This window comes from Roseomonas sp. SRI_022 (genome assembly GCF_057586215.1).
Genome location: NZ_JBYCZL010000001.1, coordinates 69,605 through 87,151 on the forward strand (window position 1 = coordinate 69,605; position 17,547 = coordinate 87,151).

Below are 17,547 nucleotides of genomic sequence, written 5' to 3' on the forward strand. Positions count from 1 at the left end.
GCCCGGCGAGGCCTTGTTGCGCCGCGCCGGGCGGATGGAACCGGGTCAGCCCGGCAGGACGAAGGGCTTCGCGGCCGCTTCGTAGTCGGCATAACCGAGCGCCTTGCGGAATTCGGCCGGCGCCATGGCGCTGTCCGCCGCCGAGTGGCCGGCGGCGAGTGCCGCGAGGCCCGCCTTCATCCCCGCCATCGCCGGCGAGAGCGTGCCGGTCGGGAAGGTGCCGATCTTGAGGCCAAGCTCGGCCGCGCGCCCCTGGGTCGGCGTCTCGCGATCCGCACCCGGGGACAGCACCGCGAAATGCGGCCGCCCTTTCGAGGCAGCGACGGCGCGCTTCACCTCATCCTCATCCTTCGGGCTGTCGAGGAAGAGGATGTCGGCGCCTTCCTCGACATACATTTCGATGCGGGCCACGGCTTCCTCGATGCCGGCGGTGGGCCGGCAGTCGGTGCGCGCCATCACCAGGATGCCGCTGTCCTTGGCGGCCTCGACGGCGGCGCGGACCTTCATGCGCACCTCGTCACGCGGCAGGCAGGGCTTGCCGGCGGAGGTCAGCGCGCGGGGGGTGATCTTGTCCTCGACCAGGATGGCAGCCGCGCCGGCGCGACCATAGGCGCGCACGGTCCGCTGCACGTTCATCGCATTGCCGTAGCCATGGTCGCCGTCGGCCAGGATCAGCAGGTCGGGCGCGGCTCCGCGCGCCATCTCGAGGCTGTTCAGCATCTCAGCGAAGGAGATCAGGTCCAGGTCTGGACCGCCGAGGCGGCTTGCGGCGACGCAGGAGCCTGACAGGAAGGCGGTCTGGAAGCCGGCTTCGCGCGTCAGCTTCGCAGTCAAGCCGTCCCAGATGGCCGGCATGGTCACGAAGTCCGGCTTCGCGAGCAGTGCACGCATTCTTTCGGGCGGGGTCATTCGGAGTTCCTTCCGGTCAATGATGATGGCGCGGGCGCCAGCATGCCGCCGCGCGGCCGACGCGAACAGGGCCAGCCAAGTGGTTTCGACTGCGAATGACGGAAATGCATTCCAATCCGCGCAGTATCGTCAAGGGTCCCGGTGTCCGATTGGCGGCGTGCGGAGATGCAGGCCGTTGCGGGCGCGGTGCTGAAGCACGGGCACGTCCCTGACGGACGCGATGCCAGAACGTCCGGCATATTGCGGGTCGCGACTCTGCACGATCGTGTCTTGGCCGTGCGCGGCGCGTCGAGGGTCTGTGCCTTGGACGGTCACTGCTTCACGATTGTCCTGCCATGCGCAACCAGCAAGGCAGGCAGACGCATCTCGGCTTGGCCGCAATTGGCGCCCCTGCAGCTATGCTCGCTACAGGACATCGACCACACTGGCCGAAACGCCGCTCCAGGAAAGGGGGAACACCCATGCCGATACCCACGATCTTTCAGGGGCGCCTATCGGTGCCCGTCGTCGCCTCGCCACAATTCCTTGTCTCCGGGCTGGACTATGTCGTCGAGGCTTGTCGCGCCGGCGTGGTCGGCACCTTTCCCGCCCTGAACCAGCGCAGCACGGAAGGTTATGCTGCCTGGCTTGAACAGATCGCGGAACGCCTCGCGGCGGCGTCGTCCGCGGCACCCTTCGGCGTGAACCTGATCGTTCACCGCTCGAATGCCCGGCTGCATGACGACCTGGCGGCGACGGTGCGGCACAAGGTGCCGCTGGTGATCACCTCGCTCGGGATTGTGCCGGAGGTCATCTCCGCCGTGCAGTCCTATGGCGGACTGGTATTTCACGACGTCACCAATGTGCGTCACGCGGTCAAGGCCATCGAAGGCGGCGTCGATGGATTGATCGCGGTCTGTGCGGGCGCCGGCGGGCATGCGGGCCGTCTGAGCCCCTTCGCCCTGCTGCCGGAACTGCGCGCGCTCTACCAGGGCCCGCTGCTGATGGGCGGCGCGATATCGACCGGGCGGCACATCGCCGCCGCGCTGATGCTGGGCGCTGACATGGCCTATATGGGCACGCGTTTCATCGCCGCGCGGGAAAGCATGGCCGTGGATGCGCACAAGGACATGGTGATCAGGGCGACCGCCGCCGACATCGTCTACACGCCGGCCATCAGCGGTGTGCACGCGAATTTCCTGCGCGCCAGCATCGAGGCCGCCGGCCTCGATCCCGACAAGCTGCCGGAGGCTGCCGGCGCGCATGTCGGCGACCACGACAAGCGTCCGTGGAAGAACATCTGGTCGGCCGGGCAGGGCGTCGGCTCGATCCACGACACGCCGGGCATTGCTGATCTTATCGCGCGCCTCGCCGAGGAATACCGCGCCACGCTGCGCGAGGCGACGGCGTCGCTCGACCTGGTCGCCGCGTAGCCCCGATGCAGGGGCGTGGCGTGTCCACGCCCCTGGACGTCGGTGCTACTCGTCTCCGCGCAGCGTCGTGCCGAGCCGGTTCCTCAACACAGTGAGGACACGGTCGGCCGCCTCCAGATCCTCTCGCGCCAGGCCCTTCAGGAGCGTTTCGTTGAGCTCGCGCCCTACGGCGATCATGCGTTCGCGCACGCGCTGCCCACGGCCGGTGACGTAAACGCGATTCAGGCGACGGTCAGACGCATCCGCCCGCCGCGACACCAACCCTGCGGCCTCGAGGCGCACGATCATCGCGCCTGTGGCGACTTTCCCCAGGCCAAGCAAGCGCGCGAGTTCCACTTGCGTCATCCCGCCCGCAGGGTCGTGGCGGGTGAGCTGTGCCAGCGCCCACCACTGGGCATGCGTCACGCCATGCGGCTTCATCGCGTGGTCGAACAGGGTTTGGCGAAGGCGCGAGACGTCGTGCACGAGGAAGCCGATGCGGAACTCGCTGCCACCGCGCGAGGCGCCTTTCGGGCGCCGGTCCGTCGATGCTGTCATTCGCGCGGCAGATTGGCGGCCTGGGCGATGCGGCCCCACTGTTCGATCTCGCGCGCCTGGAAGCGAGCGAGATCCTCCGGCGTACCGGTCGAGGACACCACGCCGAGGCTCAGCGAGTATCGCTGGCCTTCTTCGCTGTCGAGGACGGCGCGGATCTCCCGGTTCAGCCGCGCCACGGCCACTTGCGGGCTGCGCGCCGGCAGGAAGACGGCAACCCAGGAGGCGAAGTCGTAGCCTGGCACACCCGCTTCCTGCAGTGTCGGCACATCCGGCAGCATCGGGATGCGCTGCGCCGGCGTGACGGCGAGGGCACGCAAAGTGCTGGCCCGCACATGCTCCCCCGCCGAGGCGAGGTCACTGACCATGAAATGTAACCGTCCGGCCAGGAGATCCGTCACCGCCGCCGGCGTGCCGCGATAGGAGATCCGCTCGGCGCTGATGCCGGTGATGCTGATGAGCAACTGGGCGGCCGCGAGACTGCCGATATTGCCCGTACCGTAGTTCAACCCGCCTGTACGCGCCTTGGCCTCGGCGATGAACTCCGTCACGTTGCGGGCCGGGAAATCAGCGCGGACCATCAGCACGAGCGGGGCAGTGCTGGTCAGCGTAACCGGCGCGAAGTCGCGCACCGGATCGTAGCCCGGTTCCTTCATCAGGTGGACCGCGGCGGCATGGGTCGAATTGGTCGCGAACATGAAGGCATGCCCGTCCGGCGCGGCGCGCGCAGCCTGGCGCGCGGCGATGGCCCCGTTGCCGCCGGTGACGTTCTCCACCACCACGGGCTGACCGAGGCTGCGGGAAATGCGTTCGCCCACGAAGCGCGCGATGCCGTCGGTCGCGCTTCCTGGCGGGAAGGGCACGATGGCGCGCAGCGGGCGCGTGGGAAATCCGTCGCTACCCTGGGCCCTTGCGGCGAGGGGTAGCAGCGGTGTCGCGAGAATGAGCCTGCGACCGATCATCGGAATCCCCCTCTCACGCCGGGCCGAGTGCCCCGGCTGCCCGCAGGCCGGCGATCTCCTCCGCGGTGAAGGCATAGCCGGCCAATGCTTCCTCCGTGTGTTCACCGAGCATTGGCGGCGGGGAGGCGATGCGCCGTGTCTCGCCATCGAACTGGATGGGCTGAGCCATGGTCTTCAGCGGCCCCAGTTGCGGATGCTCGTAGTCCATCACCATGCCTCGCGCCGCCATATGCGGATGGGCGAGCATGTCGGCGATGGTGTTCACCGCGGCGCACGGAATCCCGATGCGCAGGCAGAACTCCACCCACTCATCCGCCGTGCGCGTCGCGACGATGGCCTGCACCAGCGCCACCGTCTCAGCGAAGCGCGCCACGCGATCGGCATTGGTGCGGAACCGCGGGTCCTCGCCCAGCTCGGGCTGCCCGATGCCGGCGGTGAAGCGGCGCCAGAGGTTGTCGTTGGCGATGCCGATCAGAACCGGGCGGTCCGAGGCGTCGAAGGCTTGGTAGGGGCAGAGCGATTCATGGCCGGAACCGCATTTCTCGGGCAGCGATCCCTTCTCCCAGAAGATCTGGAAATTGTAGCCGAGCAATGCTGCCGCGGTCTCGAACAGGGACACTTCCAGCCGGCAACCCTGGCCCGTCCGGTTGCGTTCCAGCAGTGCGGCGAGAATGCCCGAGAAGGCGTTCATTCCCGTGGACTGGTCAATCGGCGAGAAGGGGCTGCGCGCCGGGCCGCCGCCGCGCTCGCCGGTCATCGCCATGATGCCGCTGAAGGCCTGGAGGATGACGTCGTAGCCGAGTCCATCCTTCAGTGGACCGGTGCGGCCGAAGCCGGATATGGAACAATAGACCAGGCGCGGATTCAGCGAGCGCATCTCCTCCGCGCCGATGCCGAGGCGATCTGCCACGCCGGTGGCGTAGGATTCGATCAGCACATCGGCCTGCTCGACCATGCGCCGCGCGGCCGCGCGCGCCGCCTCGGTCTTGAGGTCCAGCGTCAGCGACTTCTTGTTGCGGTTGGCGCTGAGGAACACCGCACCGACCCCACCGCGGAAGGGCGGCCAGCCGCGCGTGTCATCGCCGCCCTTGGGCGGTTCGATCTTCGTCACCTCCGCGCCAAGGTCCCCGAGCCACTGCGCGCAGAGCGGCCCGGCCAACACCTTCGAGAAGTCGAGCACACGGAGCCCGGCAAGCGGTGTCATGCTCAGTAGGATTTCGGTTGGCCGAGCACGCGCTCGGCGATGAAGGAGAGCACCATCTGCTCGGAGACCGGCGCGATGCGGCAGATCAGCACCTCCCGCAGCAGGCGTTCGACGACGTATTCCTTGGCATAGCCCATGCCGCCATGGGTCAGCACGGCCTGGAGGCAGGCATTGTGCCCGGCGCGGCCGGCGAGAAGCTTCGCGGCATTCGCCTCCGCCCCGCAGGGCCTGCCGCTGTCGTAGAGCCAGGCAGCCTTCTGCGCCATCAGCCAGGCGGATTCGAGCGCAGTCCAGCATTCCGCCAGCGGATGCTGGATCGCCTGGTTCTGCCCGATCGGCCGGCCGAAGACCGTCCGGTCCTGGCCATAGCGCGCGGCGCGTTGCAGCGCGTCCTGCCCGATGGCCACGGCTTCCGAGGCGACCAGCACGCGTTCGGGATTCAGGCTGTCGAGGATGTAGGAGAAGCCCTTCCCCTCCTCACCGATACGGTCCTCATCCGGGATGAAGAGGTCGTCGATGAAGGTCATGTTCGAATCGACCGCAGCGCGGCCCATCTTCGGGATGCGCTTGATCTCGACCTTGCTCCGGTCGATCTCCGTGTAGAACAGCGTGATGCCCTCGGTGGGCCTGCGCACATCTTCCTTCTTCGTGGTGCGCGTCAGCAGCAGGATCTTGTTCGCGACCTGTCCCGTCGAAGTCCACATCTTCCGGCCATTCACGCGGTATCCGCCGGGCACCTTGGTCGCGAAGGTGGTGATGGAAGTCGTGTCGAGGCCGGCATTGGGCTCCGTCACACCAAAGCAGGCCTGGTGGGTACCCGCGATCAGCGGTGGGATCCAACGCGCCTTCTGCTCGGGCGTGCCGTGCACCACAATCGGATGCGGGCCGAACATGTTGATGTGAATGGACGACGCGGCGGCCATCGCCCCGCCGTGCCGCGCGACGGTGTGCATCACGAGCGCCGCTTCCGTGACGCCGAGGCCGGCACCGCCATGCTCCTCCGGCATGGTGATGCCAAGCCAACCGCCCTCGGCCATGGCGCGGTGGAACTCGCGCGGGAAGCGTGCCTCATCATCGCAGGACCGCCAGTACTCGTCGCCGAAACGCCGGCAGACGGCGGACACGCCCTCGATGATCGCCTCCTGTTCGGGCGATAGGCCGAAATCCATGCGTTCCTCCGCGGCTGCTTGCACGATGATCGTACGCATGCTTACCATTTGCAAGAGAACGAGAACGATCGAGGAAACGGCATGCTGGACCGGCCACGCACGGTGCTGAGCCAGGAACACGAAATCTTCCGAACCTCCGTGCGTCGCTTCGTGGAGGCGGAACTCGTTCCGCACACCATGGCCTGGGAGGAAGCGGGCATCGTCCCGCGCCAGGCTTGGCGCAAGGCGGGCGAGGCAGGCCTGCTCTGCTGCGACGTGGCGCCGGAATATGGCGGGCCAGGGGGTGATTTCGGCCATTGCGCGGTGGTCACCGAGGAACTGGCCCGCGCCAATCTCTCGGGCCCCGGCTTCGTCGTGCATTCGGACATGGTCGCGACCTATCTCGCGAAGTTCGGCTCTGACGAGCAGAAGCGGCGCTGGCTGCCAGGGATGGTGGATGGCACCCTGATTGGCGCCATTGCCATGACGGAACCGGATGCGGGTAGCGACCTGAAGGGCATCCGCACCCGCGCCGTCGCCGATGGCGACCACTACGTCATTCGTGGCCAGAAGACCTTCATCTCCAACGGCCAGAACGCCGACATCATCATCACCGCCTGCAAGACGGACGCGAATGCTGGCGCGCATGGCGTCAGTCTGATCGTCGTGGAGGCCTCGACGCCTGGCTTTCGGCGCGGCCGCAACCTCGCCAAGATCGGGATGAAGGCCCAGGACACCTCGGAGTTGTTCTTCGATGAGGTGCGCGTGCCGATGGGCAATCGCCTTGGCGCGGAAGGCCAGGGCTTCGGCATGCTGATGACGAACCTGGCGCGCGAACGCCTGGTGCAGGCGGTGCGCGGCACGGTGCTGGCGGAGGAAGCCATCCGCTGGACCATCGCCCATACGCGCGAGCGCAAGGCCTTCGGGCGCACCATCGCGGATTTCCAGAACACGCGCTTCGTGCTGGCGGAACTCGCGACGAAGACAGTGGCTGCGCGGGCGATGACGGACGGGCTGATCGCGCTGCAGATGCAGGGCGCGCTCGATCCTGTCGAGGCTGGCATGGCGAAGCTCTTCTGCACCGACTTGCAATGCGAGGTGCTGGATCGTTGCCTGCAGCTGTTCGGCGGCACCGGCTACGTGGTGGAAACGCCAATCGCGCGGGCCTGGGCGGATGCGCGCGTGACGCGCATCGCCGGTGGCGCTGCGGAAGTGATGAAGGAGATCATCGGCCGGCGCCTGTTCCAGGGCGCCGGGTGATGGGCGGCCAGGAAGGGACACAGCGCCGATGAGCGAGCGCACGCTGCGCGGCAAGGTGGCGATCGCCGGTATCGGCGAGACCACCTACTACAAGCATGGGCATTCGCCCGATGCGGAATTCAAGCTGGCGCTGGAGGCGGTTCTCGCCGCCTGCCGCGATGCCGGCATCGACCCGAAGGAGGTCGATGGCTTTGCCTCCTATGGCAACGACCGGTCGGAGGCGGTGCGCCTTGCCGCCGCGCTCGGCATCAAGGAACTGCGCTTCTCCAACATGCATTGGGGTGGCGGTGGCGGCGGCGTGGCGGCGTCCGTCGCCAATGCGGCGGCGGCGGTGCATTCGGGCATGGCGAATTGCGTCATCGCCTTTCGTTCCCTCGCGCAAGGGCAGTTCGCCCGCTATGGGCGCGGCGCGGCGGTCGCGGCGGCGGCCGGGGACGATGCCTTCCTCTTCCCCTACGGCTTGATGTCGCCGGCGCAGCGCTTCGCCATGAAGATCACGCGCTTCATGACCGAGCACGGCATCGGGCATGAAGCCCTGCGCAGCATTGCCATGGCGTCCTACCACCACGCGCAGACCAACCCCCGCGCAGTGATGTACGGAAGGCCGCTGACGGAGGAGAAGTACGACGCCTCCCGCTGGATCGTCGAGCCGTTCCATCGCCTCTTCGATTGCTGCCAGGAGAATGACGGCGCGGGCGCGGTGCTGGTCGTGCCGGCGGATCGCGCGAAGGACCTGCCGCACAAGCCGACCTACCTGCTCGGCACGGCGCAGGGCGGGCATCATCGCAGCGCGGCGCCGGTGCACAACGCGCCGGACTACGCGTCGGCACATTTCCCGACGGTCGCGAAAAACATGTGGGCCATGGCGAAGCTCGGCCCGCAGGATGTCGATGTCGTGCAGGCTTATGAGAACTTCACCGGCGGCGTGCTGCTTTCGCTCGTCGAGCATGGCTTCGTCGATCCGAAGAAGGCCAACGAGTTCCTCGTCCTCGAGAACCTGCTTGCACCCAGCGGCAAGATGCCGATGAACACCAGCGGCGGGAACCTGGCCGAATGCTACATGCACGGCCTCGAGATGGTGAATGAGGCCGTCCGCCAGCTCCGCGGTACCGCGAGCAATCAGGTTGCTGGCGCGGACGTCGTCGCCGTCCTCGGCGGCCCGATGGTGACACCTGTCAGCAGCTTGGTCCTCGGCACGGAGGCGACCCTGTGAGCAACGCCCTTCCCCCCGGCCTGCCCGCGCCAGCGCAGGAGCCCGTCGCCAAGCCCTATTGGGAAGGCACGCGCGCCGGCAAGCTGGTGATCCAGCGCTGCAAGGGCTGCGGCGCGCATCAATGGGGCCCGGAATGGGTCTGTCATCGTTGCCACTCCTTCGATCTGGGGTGGGACGAAGTGGCGCCCCGCGGCCGCATCTGGTCGTGGCAGCGCCCGCACCATCCCGTGCATCCGGCGCTGAACGGCTTCGGCCCCTACACCATCGTGCTGGTGGAACTGCCCCATGCCGGCAACGTTCGCATGGTCGGCAATCTGCTCTGCGAACCGACCGCACCGGTCGAGATCGGAACGGAGGTCGAGGCGGTCTTCGAACCGCATGATGAGGCGGACCCGCCCTACACGCTGGTCCAGTGGCGCGTGAAGGGCTGAGGACACGACCATGGCGGGACTTTACTTCGAGGAATTCGAGGTCGGACAGGTGTTCCGGCATGCGATTCGCCGGACGATCACGGAGACCGACAACGTCTGGTTCTCTGCGATCACGCACAATCCGGCCGCGTTGCATCTCGACGAGGAATACGCCAAGTCCACCGAGTTCGGCACGCGGATCGTCAATTCCTGCTTCACGCTGGGGTTGATGGTAGGCATCTCGGTGACTGACACGACGCTTGGCACCACGGTCGCCAATCTCGGCTGGGACGAGGTCCGCTTCCCGAAGCCGCTGTTCCACGGCGACACCATCCATGTGGAATCGGAAGTGCTGTCCAAGCGCCCGAGCAAGTCCCGCCCCGGCCAGGGCATTGTCGAGTTCATGCACCGGGCCTTCAACCAGCATGACGTGTTGGTCGGGCACTGCCGTCGTCAGGCGCTGATGCTCGGCAAGCCGGCATGATCCGTTCCTGGCTCTTCGTGCCGGCCGACAGCGAGCGGAAGCTTGCCAAGGGCGGTGAGAGCGGCGCGGATGCACTGATCCTCGACCTGGAGGATTCCGTCGCCGCGGCACGGCGGCCCGTCGCGCGCGGGATGGTTGTGGATTACCTGACCGCGCATGCCGGCGCCGGGCGCCGCCCACAGCTCTGGGTGCGCATCAATCCGCTTGACGGTGAGGGCCTGACCGACGCGGCCGCCGTGGTGCGTGCCGCGCCGGACGGCCTCGTGGTGCCGAAGGTGAATGGCCCGGATGAGTTGCTGCGCCTGTCGCATTGGCTCGATGCGCTGGAAGCGCGCGACGGCCTGACGCCTGGCGGGATCAAGCTGCTGGCGGTAGCGACGGAGACCGCCGCGGCGGTGCTGCGCCTGTCCGAGTACGCGCAGGTCGCGGTGCCACGTCTCGCCGCGATGACCTGGGGCGCGGAGGATCTGCCGGCTGCCCTCGGTGCCAGCACCAACCAGGATCCGGCGGGTGGCTATGCGTTGACCTATCGACTGGCTCGGTCCGCCTGCCTGCTGGCCGCGGTGGCGGCCAATGTGCAGCCCATCGACACGCTGGAGGTCGATTTCCGGGACGAGGCAGCGCTGCGCGCCGCTTGTGCCGACGGCCGCAAGCAGGGCTTCACCGGCAAGATCGCGATCCACCCCGCGCAGGTCGGTCCCATCAACGAAGGCTTCCGCCCGACTGCGGAGGAAGTCGCCCACGCCCGTCGCATCGTTGCGGCCTTCGAGGCGAACCCGGGCATCGGCACCGTCGGACTCGATGGGAAGATGATCGACATGCCGCATCTGCGCCAGGCGCAGCGCGTGCTTGCCGCCGAGGCGGCGTTCCAGGACTGACGGGGAAGACGACGCATGGCCATCGACTACGAGAAGCTGAAGAACCGCCATTTCGCCGACATCGAGGTCGCCTACGGTGCCAAGGATACGATGCTCTACGCGCTCGGCCTTGGCCTCGGCCAGGATCCGATGGACCCGAAGCAGCTTCGCCATGTCTATGAGGAAGACCTCACTGCCCTGCCGACCATGGGTGTCGTGCTGGCGACGCCCGGCTTCTGGGTGAAGGAACCCGATACCGGCGTGGACTGGCCCAAGGTCCTGCATGGCGAACAGGGACTGACCATCCACAAGCCGCTGCCGGCGAAGGGCCGCGTCATCAGCAAGTTCCGTATCGACGAGATCATCGACAAAGGCGCCGGCAAGGGCGCGCTGATGTACACGACGCGCGAGCTGCGCGACGCCGCGGGTGGCGAGACATTGTGCAGCCTGACCAGCACCTCCTTCCTGCGTGGCGATGGCGGCTTCGGCGGGCCGAGCGGCCCGATCCGCCAGCCGCATCCGGTGCCGGAAGGTACGCCCGATGCGACCTTCGACTGGACGGTGGGCCGCCATGCGGCGCTGCTGTACCGCCTGAACGGGGACTACAACCCGGTGCATGCCGACCCCAAGGCCGCGGCCAAGGGCGGCTTCGCGCAACCGATCCTGCATGGGCTCTGCTCCTATGGCGTCGCGGGCTGGGCGGTGACGAACCTGCTCTGCGACGGCGATGCGTCACGGCTGCGGCGCTTCGACCTGCGCTTCACGTCGCCGGTCTATCCGGGCGAGACGCTGCGCACGGAAGTCTGGAAGCAGGGACCAGGCGTGGCCGCGTTCCGCCTGCGCGTGCCCGCGCGCGACGTCATTGCGCTCAACAACGGCCGCGCGGAATACCTTCCATGACGACGCCGGCGATCATCATCAGTGGTGACCGCCAGGTCACCCGCGACGCCATGATGGCGCGCGTGCGCCGCGCGGCGACCGGCGTCGCGGCGCTTGGCGTCGGGCCGGGCGATTGCGTCGCGCTGCTGCTGCGCAATGACTTCTCTTTCCTGGAAGCGAGCCTCGCCGCGACGACGCTCGGCGGCTATGCGGTGCCGGTCAACTGGCACTGGAAGCCGGACGAGGTGGCCTATCTATTGCGCGATTGCGAGGCACGTGTCGTCGTCGTGCATCACGACCTTCTGCATCTTCTGTCGGAGGCGCCGGAAGGGCTGACGATCCTCGTCGTCCCCACGCCACCGGAGGCCGCCTCCGCGTACGACATCCCGCCCACGACCAGCACCGTGGCGGGCGAGAACTGGGACCACTTCATCGCCCGCCATGCCGAAAGGGACAGTCTGCCGCAGCCGGCGCGGGAGAGCATGATCTATACCTCCGGCACCACCGGCCGGCCGAAGGGGGTCCGCCGCCAGCCGCCGACGCCGGAACAGGCCGCCGCCACTGCGCGTAATCGTGCGCAGATCTATGGGCTTGTCCCGGGCATCCGCGCGCTCGTGCCCGGCCCGATGTATCACTCCGCCCCGAATGGTTTCGGCTTGCGTGCCGTGCCGTTGTCCGAGGTGCTGGTGCTGATGCCGCGCTTCGACCCGGAGGAACTGCTGGCACTGATCGAGCGTCACCGCATCACCACCGTCTTCCTCGTGCCGACGATGATGATACGCCTGCTGCGCCTGCCGGAGGATGTGAAGCGTCGCTACGATCTCTCCTCGCTTCGCCATGCAACCCATGCCGCCGCACCCTGCCCGCCCGAGGTGAAGCGCGCGATGATCGAATGGTGGGGGCCGGTCATCCATGAGTTCTACGGCGCCACCGACCTCGGCGCGCCCACCGCCTGCACCAGCGAGCAGTGGCTCGCGAAGCCCGGCAGCGTCGGCACGCTGACGGAAGGTGCTACGATCAGGATCCTCGACGACAATGGCGCGGAATGCCCCGTCGGCGTGCCCGGCGAGATCTTCGCGCATGTCACGTACATGCCGGACTTCACCTACAACAAGCGCGATAGCGAACGCCGCGCGGTCGAAAGCGATGGCCTGATCACCGTCGGCGATGTCGGCTACTTCGATGAGGACGGCTACCTGTTCCTCTGCGACCGGAAGCGCGACATGGTCATCTCGGGCGGCGTCAACATCTATCCCGCGGAGATCGAGGCGGTGATGATCGGCATCCCCGGCGTGCTCGACTGTGCCGTCTTCGGCATCCCGGATGCGGAATATGGGGAATCTCTCTGCGCCGCGATCCGCGCGGCACCGGGCACGACGGAGTCGGAGATCCGTGAGTCGTTGAAGGCGAAGCTCGCGAATTTCAAGGTTCCGCGAGTGATCGAATTCCACGAGGAACTACCGCGCGACGATTCCGGCAAACTGCTCAAGCGCAAGCTGCGCGAGCCCTACTGGCAAGGGGCTGGCCGCGCGATCTGACGACGATCGCGCCGGCAACGCGCGAGAAGGGAGGTCCAGCATGAACCGCATCACCATCCCACGCCGCGGGTTGCTCGCTGCGGGATTCGCGCCGCTTCTTGCCCCGCGCTTGTCGCGCGCACAGGTGGCCTTTCCGGGCAACCGGCCAGCCAGCCTCATCATACCCTATGCCGCGGGGGGCATCCCGGACGTGTTCGGGAATGCGATCAACCAAGGTCTGCAGGAACGCCTCGGCGGCACCTTCGTCATGGACCACAAGCCGGGCGCGAGCACGACGCTCGGCACGCGCCTTGCCGCACGCGCGCGGCCTGACGGCTACACCATGGTCTTCGCTGGCAATGCCACCTTCACCATCACGCCCTTCGTCCTGCGCAGTGCGGGCTATGATTCGGCGAAGGACTTCACCTGGCTCGGCATGACGGGCATCGCCGTCTACCTTTTCGTCGCCCATCCACGCTGGGAAAGCCTGGAGCAGCTCCTGGCCGCAGCGAAGCGCCGGCCGAACGAGATCAGCTACGCGACCTGGGGCGTCGGGTCCTCGGCGCATCTCGGCACCTTCGACTTGGCGCGGCGGGCGGGTGTGGAGATGATCCACGTGCCCTATAACGGTACGGCCGCGGCACTCATCGATGTCTCGGGCGGGCGGGTGGACTTCATGCTCAGCACGTTGGCGCCGGCGAAGCCGCATATGGAAGCCGGCCGCGTGCGCGCGCTGGGCATCGGAACGACGCAGCGCTTCCGTCCGCTTCCCAACCTGCCGACAGTGGCGGAACAGGGTTTTCCTGACTTCGTCGTGCCCAACTGGACCGGTGTCGCCGCGCCGGCTGGGTTGCCCGATGCGGTCGCCGGCCAGATCGAAGGAGCGCTCGCGCAAACCTTCTCGGACGAGGCATTGCTCGCGCGGCTCGAACCGCTCGGCATCACCGCGGCGCCGACCGGCGCGAGGGCGATGCGAGAGCAGGTGGCGAAGGACCTGGCGGACAATGCGGACCTGGTGCGCCGCGCCGGCATCACCCCGGAATAGCCACCGCAGATGGACGGCCGGTGCCGCGCGGACGTAGCCTGTGCGCGGGACCAGGGAGGAAACACCGTGCCGATCACGCGCCGCAGCGCCCTTGCCGCCGCCGCCCTGGCCCTGCCGGTTGCGGCTGTGGCGCAGACGCGTGCCTGGCCGAATCGCCCGGTACGCATCGTCATACCCTACGCGGCGGGCGGGCCGGTCGAGATTCCTGGGCGCTTTCTCGCCGAACATCTCGCCGCGCGGCTCGGACAGCCCTTCGTGGTGGAAACGCGGCCCGGCGCCGGTGGCGCGCTGGGAACCAAGCAGGTGATCACTGCAACCGACCAGCACACGCTGCTGATGGTCACCGGTGCCGTCGCCATCCAGCCCGCCGTGCAGCCGGACATCGGCTATGATCCGGTGAACGATCTGACGCCGATCTCACTGGTCTCGGAATCGAGCATCGGTTTCATGGTCCGGCCCAATGCGACCTTCCGCGACCTGCCGGGCCTGATCGCCGCGGCGAAGGCGGCACCCGGACGTATCACCTATGGATCCTCGGGCAACGGCACCACCACCCACATGGCGGCTGCGCTGTTCGGCGCGCGCGCGGGCATTACCTGGCAGCACGTGCCCTATCGCGGCGGCGGACAGTTGATCAGCGGCTTCCTGGCCGGCGACGTGGACATCATGAGCGGCGACCTCGCGACGCTGCTGCCGCATATGCGCGAAGGGCGCGGTGTCCTGCTCGGCGTCACCGCGCCCGAGCGCGTGCCGGTGGTGCCTGACGTGCCTTCGATTGCCGAGATCGTGCCGGGCACCGGCATGACCATCTGGTTCGCGCTGTTCGCTCCGCGCAACTTCCCTCCGGATGCGGCGGCACGCCTTGTCGCGGAACTCGCACCACTGCGCAGCGGGTCGGCGCTTGGTGAGCGGATGGCGGCTGATGGGGGACGGTTGCTGCTCTCCGGGCCGGCGGAACTGACCGAGCGCTTGCGCCGTGAATTGCCTCTCTGGCGCCAGGTCGTCGGCGAGGCCGGCATCAGACCAGAGTGACGCGCGCATGATTCCGCTGCTTCCGGGCCTCAAGGTCCTCGATCTCACCACCGTCATCTACGGGCCGCTGATCGGCCAGGTGCTTGGCGACCTCGGTGCCGACGTCATCAAGGTGGAAGGCCCTGAAGGCGACCTCGCCCGCGCCATCCAGCCGCGCGGCCCGCAGGGCGACAGCGCGATGTTCGTCTGCAACAACCGCAACAAGCGCAGCCTTGTGCTGGACCTCAAGACCGAAGCGGGGAGGGAGGCCTTCACGCGCCTGCTCCGATGGGCGGAGGTCTTCGTCCACAACATGCGTCCTGCGGCGATCGATCGTCTGGGCTTCGGCTTCGCATCGGTTGCGGCGATCAACCCGGACATCATCTACTGCGCTGCCGTCGGCTTCGGCAGCGGCGGCCGCTATGCCGGGCGTCCGGCCTTCGACGATGTGATCCAAGCTGCCGGGGGTATTGCCGCGCTACCGTCCTATCGCGGGCAGGACCCTGCCTATGTGCCGGGTGTCATGGCGGACAAGGTGGCGGCGCTGACCGCGACCTATGGCGTCATGGCGGCGATCGCCGCACGCGGCCGCGGCATGAAGGGGCCGATCGAGGTCGAGGCGGCGATGTTCGAATCCGTCGCCGCCTTCGTGCTGAACGAACATCTGGCTGCCGCTGCCTTCGGCGGCACGCCGGATGTTGCCGGCTATCATCGCATGTTCGCGCCGGACCGGCGGCCCTACCGCACTCGTGACGGCTGGATTGCCGCATTGCCCTACACAGAACAGCAATGGCGCCGCCTGCTGGAATTCACCGGCCGGCAGGATGTGCTGGCGATGCCATGGTTCGCGGATCCGGGCGAACGCAGCGCGCGCATCGCCGAACTCTATTCCGTGCTGGCCGAGGAAATGGCGCGGCGCGGTACGGACGAATGGCTCCAGGCGCTCGAGGAGCTCGACATCCCCCATGCGCGGGTCAACCGCCTGGAGGACCTTCTGACGGATCCGCATCTGCAGGATGTGGACTTCTTTGCACCCAACGGCAGCGGCCTCGCACGATCCGCGCGTCAGCCGATACTCTATCCTGGCGTTGCGCCGCAGCCCGACCGACCGGCACCTGCGCTGGGTGCGGATTCCGAACCGATCATGCAGATGCTCGGCTACGGGCCGAACGAGATCGACGCCCTCCGTTCGGGTGGCGCATTCGGCAAGCCGGGTTAGTTCCCGAGCCTTCCGTGAGGGGGAAGGTGGGTGCCAGTCCTCAATCGTCGAGGGGCGTCGCGCGCTTTTCCACGTAATCACCCACATAGAGCCGCAGATGGGCGAGCCGCGCGCGCAATGCCTCAGCCGCCACGATGGGTTCAACCGTGCCACTGCGGGCGAAGGATAGCGCCCGGATGGCATCCGATATCGTCACCGAGACGTCGAAGGCATCCTCCGGCATCTCACTCTCGGCCACCACGAAGTGCTGGATCAGCTTGCGGCAATAGACGCTGCCGATGCGCCGGTTGGTCGCGAGATCCGCCGCGCCGCCAGCACCTCGAACGCCGCATGGTAGCGCGTGGCCAGCGCCATCAGCGGCGACTGGCAGGCCGAGAAGTAGTGGTAGAGCGAGGCGGTCGTAAGCCCGGCTTCCTGCGCGACCTCCTGCAGGCTGACATCGATGCCGTCCTGCCGCCGGATCACCCGGTCCGCGGCGTCGCGGATCGCCTCGATCCGCAGCCGGCCGCGCGCCTGGCGATGCGGGCCGGTGGCCTTCCGCAACGCCGCCGATTCGCCGTCAGTCGTCATATGTGACAGGCGTGGTGAAGGCCTCATCCTCATGCTGGCGCCAGTAGAGATCGAGGATGCGCCGCGTGATCGGCCCCGGCTTGCCATCGCCGATCGGCTTGCCGTCATACCAGGTGACTGGCGTGATGCCGCCCGCCGTGGTGCTCGTGAACATCTCCTCTGCTTCGGCGAGTTCCTCGACGCGGACGGGCCGGATCTCGCAGCGCATCTGGAGGTCGGCGGCGATTTCGGTGACGGTGCGGCGCGTGATGCCCTCGAACATCCCGCGATCGGGCGTGGCGAGCGCGCCTTCCTTCACCAGGAAGATGTTGTAGCCGGGACCTTCCGTGACGGTGCCGTCCGCCAGCGGCAGCACGGTGGTATGCGCATCCTGGTCGTAGGCCTCGAAGAGACTCATCGTCAGGTCCAGCCAGTGGAAGTTCTTGATCCTCTGGTCGAGCGATTCGGGCGGGATGCGCTGCGTCTTCGCGAGGATCAGCTTGAGCCCATCGCGCCGCTGTTCCTCATTGGCGATCCACAGGAAGGGCGTAACATAGGCATAGAGCCGGTTGCGGCACAGCCGAGGGTCGCGCGTCCCTGGCGGCTGCACGCCGCGCGAGCACATCACCATCACGAAGGCGTCGCGGTATCCGGTGCGGCGAACGCATTCCATCAGGATGTCGCGCAGTTCCTCATCGGTATGCGGCAGCGACATCCGCAATCCGGCGATCGAAGCGCGGAAGCGGTCGATATGGTCCTGCATGCGGAAGAAGCGGCCCTTCCAGACATGCAGCGCGTCATAGGTGACGTCCGAGCGCAGGAAGCCGCGGTCGAGGATCGGGATGCTGGCCTCGGCCAGCGGCATGAAGCGCCCATCCATATAGGCGACGCCCTGCGCCGCGGCCATTTCGTCCATCGCATTCATGCTGTCGTG

The 17,547-nt window shown here is 67.6% G+C and carries 19 protein-coding genes; 11 read left to right on the forward strand and 8 right to left on the reverse strand.

Annotation, left to right across the window (positions count from 1 at the left end):
- Positions 1-45: 45 nt before the first annotated feature.
- Positions 46-909 (reverse strand): isocitrate lyase/PEP mutase family protein, encoded by an 864-nt coding sequence (locus AC2YHJ_RS00295; protein WP_487393297.1) that lies wholly within the window; start codon positions 907-909, stop codon positions 46-48.
- Between the two features lie 461 nt (positions 910-1,370).
- On the opposite strand from AC2YHJ_RS00295, the gene AC2YHJ_RS00300 reads away from it, so the two are divergent.
- Positions 1,371-2,321, forward strand: coding sequence for an NAD(P)H-dependent flavin oxidoreductase (locus AC2YHJ_RS00300; protein ID WP_487393298.1), 951 nt, complete (start codon positions 1,371-1,373; stop codon positions 2,319-2,321).
- Positions 2,322-2,366: 45 nt separating this feature from the next.
- On the opposite strand, the gene AC2YHJ_RS00305 is transcribed toward AC2YHJ_RS00300, so the two are convergent.
- The 4 genes from AC2YHJ_RS00305 to AC2YHJ_RS00320 are packed head-to-tail and all read right to left on the reverse strand — an operon-like array spanning position 2,367 to position 6,229.
- Positions 2,367-2,858 carry a MarR family winged helix-turn-helix transcriptional regulator gene (locus AC2YHJ_RS00305; RefSeq protein ID WP_487393299.1) on the reverse strand — a complete coding sequence of 164 codons (492 nt, stop codon included), beginning with the start codon at positions 2,856-2,858 and terminating at the stop codon, positions 2,367-2,369.
- Positions 2,855-3,817 carry a Bug family tripartite tricarboxylate transporter substrate binding protein gene (locus tag AC2YHJ_RS00310; RefSeq protein WP_487393300.1) on the reverse strand — a complete coding sequence of 321 codons (963 nt, stop codon included), beginning with the start codon at positions 3,815-3,817 and terminating at the stop codon, positions 2,855-2,857. Before AC2YHJ_RS00310 ends, AC2YHJ_RS00305 begins: the two co-directional genes overlap by 4 nt.
- 13 nt (positions 3,818-3,830) lie before the next feature.
- On the reverse strand, positions 3,831-5,021 hold the full coding sequence (locus AC2YHJ_RS00315; RefSeq protein ID WP_487393301.1) for a CaiB/BaiF CoA transferase family protein: 1,191 nt from the start codon (positions 5,019-5,021) through the stop codon (positions 3,831-3,833).
- Between the two features lie 2 nt (positions 5,022-5,023).
- Entirely contained in the window at positions 5,024-6,229 is a 1,206-nt protein-coding gene (locus tag AC2YHJ_RS00320) for an acyl-CoA dehydrogenase family protein (protein WP_487393302.1), read from the reverse strand.
- A 42-nt stretch (positions 6,230-6,271) separates the two neighbouring features.
- Here AC2YHJ_RS00320 and AC2YHJ_RS00325 point away from each other — a divergent pair, with 42 nt between their 5' ends.
- The 10 genes from AC2YHJ_RS00325 (at position 6,272) to AC2YHJ_RS00370 (ending at position 16,064) form a co-directional block, all read left to right on the forward strand.
- Positions 6,272-7,429 carry an acyl-CoA dehydrogenase family protein gene (locus tag AC2YHJ_RS00325; protein WP_487393303.1) on the forward strand — a complete coding sequence of 386 codons (1,158 nt, stop codon included), beginning with the start codon at positions 6,272-6,274 and terminating at the stop codon, positions 7,427-7,429.
- Positions 7,430-7,457: 28 nt separating this feature from the next.
- A complete protein-coding gene (locus AC2YHJ_RS00330) occupies positions 7,458-8,642 on the forward strand; it encodes a thiolase C-terminal domain-containing protein (RefSeq protein WP_487393304.1) in 1,185 nt (394 codons plus the stop codon).
- A complete protein-coding gene (locus tag AC2YHJ_RS00335; RefSeq protein WP_487393305.1) occupies positions 8,639-9,073 on the forward strand; it encodes a Zn-ribbon domain-containing OB-fold protein in 435 nt (144 codons plus the stop codon). The genes AC2YHJ_RS00330 and AC2YHJ_RS00335 overlap by 4 nt, the downstream gene beginning before the upstream one ends.
- Before the next feature lie 10 nt (positions 9,074-9,083).
- Positions 9,084-9,536 (forward strand): MaoC family dehydratase, encoded by a 453-nt coding sequence (locus tag AC2YHJ_RS00340; RefSeq protein ID WP_487393306.1) that lies wholly within the window; start codon positions 9,084-9,086, stop codon positions 9,534-9,536.
- Positions 9,533-10,414: an HpcH/HpaI aldolase/citrate lyase family protein gene (locus tag AC2YHJ_RS00345; RefSeq protein WP_487393307.1), complete on the forward strand. Its 882-nt coding sequence runs from the start codon at positions 9,533-9,535 to the stop codon at positions 10,412-10,414. The genes AC2YHJ_RS00340 and AC2YHJ_RS00345 overlap by 4 nt, the downstream gene beginning before the upstream one ends.
- Before the next feature lie 15 nt (positions 10,415-10,429).
- Positions 10,430-11,293, forward strand: a complete 864-nt coding sequence (locus tag AC2YHJ_RS00350) for a MaoC/PaaZ C-terminal domain-containing protein (RefSeq protein ID WP_487393308.1) — start codon at positions 10,430-10,432, stop codon at positions 11,291-11,293.
- Positions 11,290-12,810 carry an acyl-CoA synthetase gene (locus AC2YHJ_RS00355; protein WP_487393309.1) on the forward strand — a complete coding sequence of 507 codons (1,521 nt, stop codon included), beginning with the start codon at positions 11,290-11,292 and terminating at the stop codon, positions 12,808-12,810. Before AC2YHJ_RS00350 ends, AC2YHJ_RS00355 begins: the two co-directional genes overlap by 4 nt.
- A gap of 40 nt (positions 12,811-12,850) precedes the next feature.
- Positions 12,851-13,834 carry a Bug family tripartite tricarboxylate transporter substrate binding protein gene (locus AC2YHJ_RS00360; protein ID WP_487393310.1) on the forward strand — a complete coding sequence of 328 codons (984 nt, stop codon included), beginning with the start codon at positions 12,851-12,853 and terminating at the stop codon, positions 13,832-13,834.
- Between the two features lie 66 nt (positions 13,835-13,900).
- Positions 13,901-14,866, forward strand: a complete 966-nt coding sequence (locus tag AC2YHJ_RS00365) for a Bug family tripartite tricarboxylate transporter substrate binding protein (protein ID WP_487393311.1) — start codon at positions 13,901-13,903, stop codon at positions 14,864-14,866.
- 7 nt (positions 14,867-14,873) lie between these two features.
- Positions 14,874-16,064, forward strand: coding sequence for a CaiB/BaiF CoA transferase family protein (locus AC2YHJ_RS00370; RefSeq protein ID WP_487393312.1), 1,191 nt, complete (start codon positions 14,874-14,876; stop codon positions 16,062-16,064).
- Between the two features lie 40 nt (positions 16,065-16,104).
- Here AC2YHJ_RS00370 and AC2YHJ_RS00375 read toward each other — a convergent pair whose 3' ends face one another.
- From AC2YHJ_RS00375 to AC2YHJ_RS00385, 3 genes are read right to left on the reverse strand one after another with little or no spacing between them, the layout of a single operon-like run.
- Positions 16,105-16,302 carry a hypothetical protein gene (locus AC2YHJ_RS00375; RefSeq protein WP_487393313.1) on the reverse strand — a complete coding sequence of 66 codons (198 nt, stop codon included), beginning with the start codon at positions 16,300-16,302 and terminating at the stop codon, positions 16,105-16,107.
- A 14-nt stretch (positions 16,303-16,316) separates the two neighbouring features.
- Entirely contained in the window at positions 16,317-16,634 is a 318-nt protein-coding gene (locus AC2YHJ_RS00380; RefSeq protein WP_487393314.1) for a TetR family transcriptional regulator, read from the reverse strand.
- Positions 16,624-17,538 carry an aminotransferase class IV gene (locus AC2YHJ_RS00385; protein ID WP_487393315.1) on the reverse strand — a complete coding sequence of 305 codons (915 nt, stop codon included), beginning with the start codon at positions 17,536-17,538 and terminating at the stop codon, positions 16,624-16,626. The genes AC2YHJ_RS00380 and AC2YHJ_RS00385 overlap by 11 nt, the downstream gene beginning before the upstream one ends.
- Between the last annotated feature and the right edge of the window lie 9 nt (positions 17,539-17,547).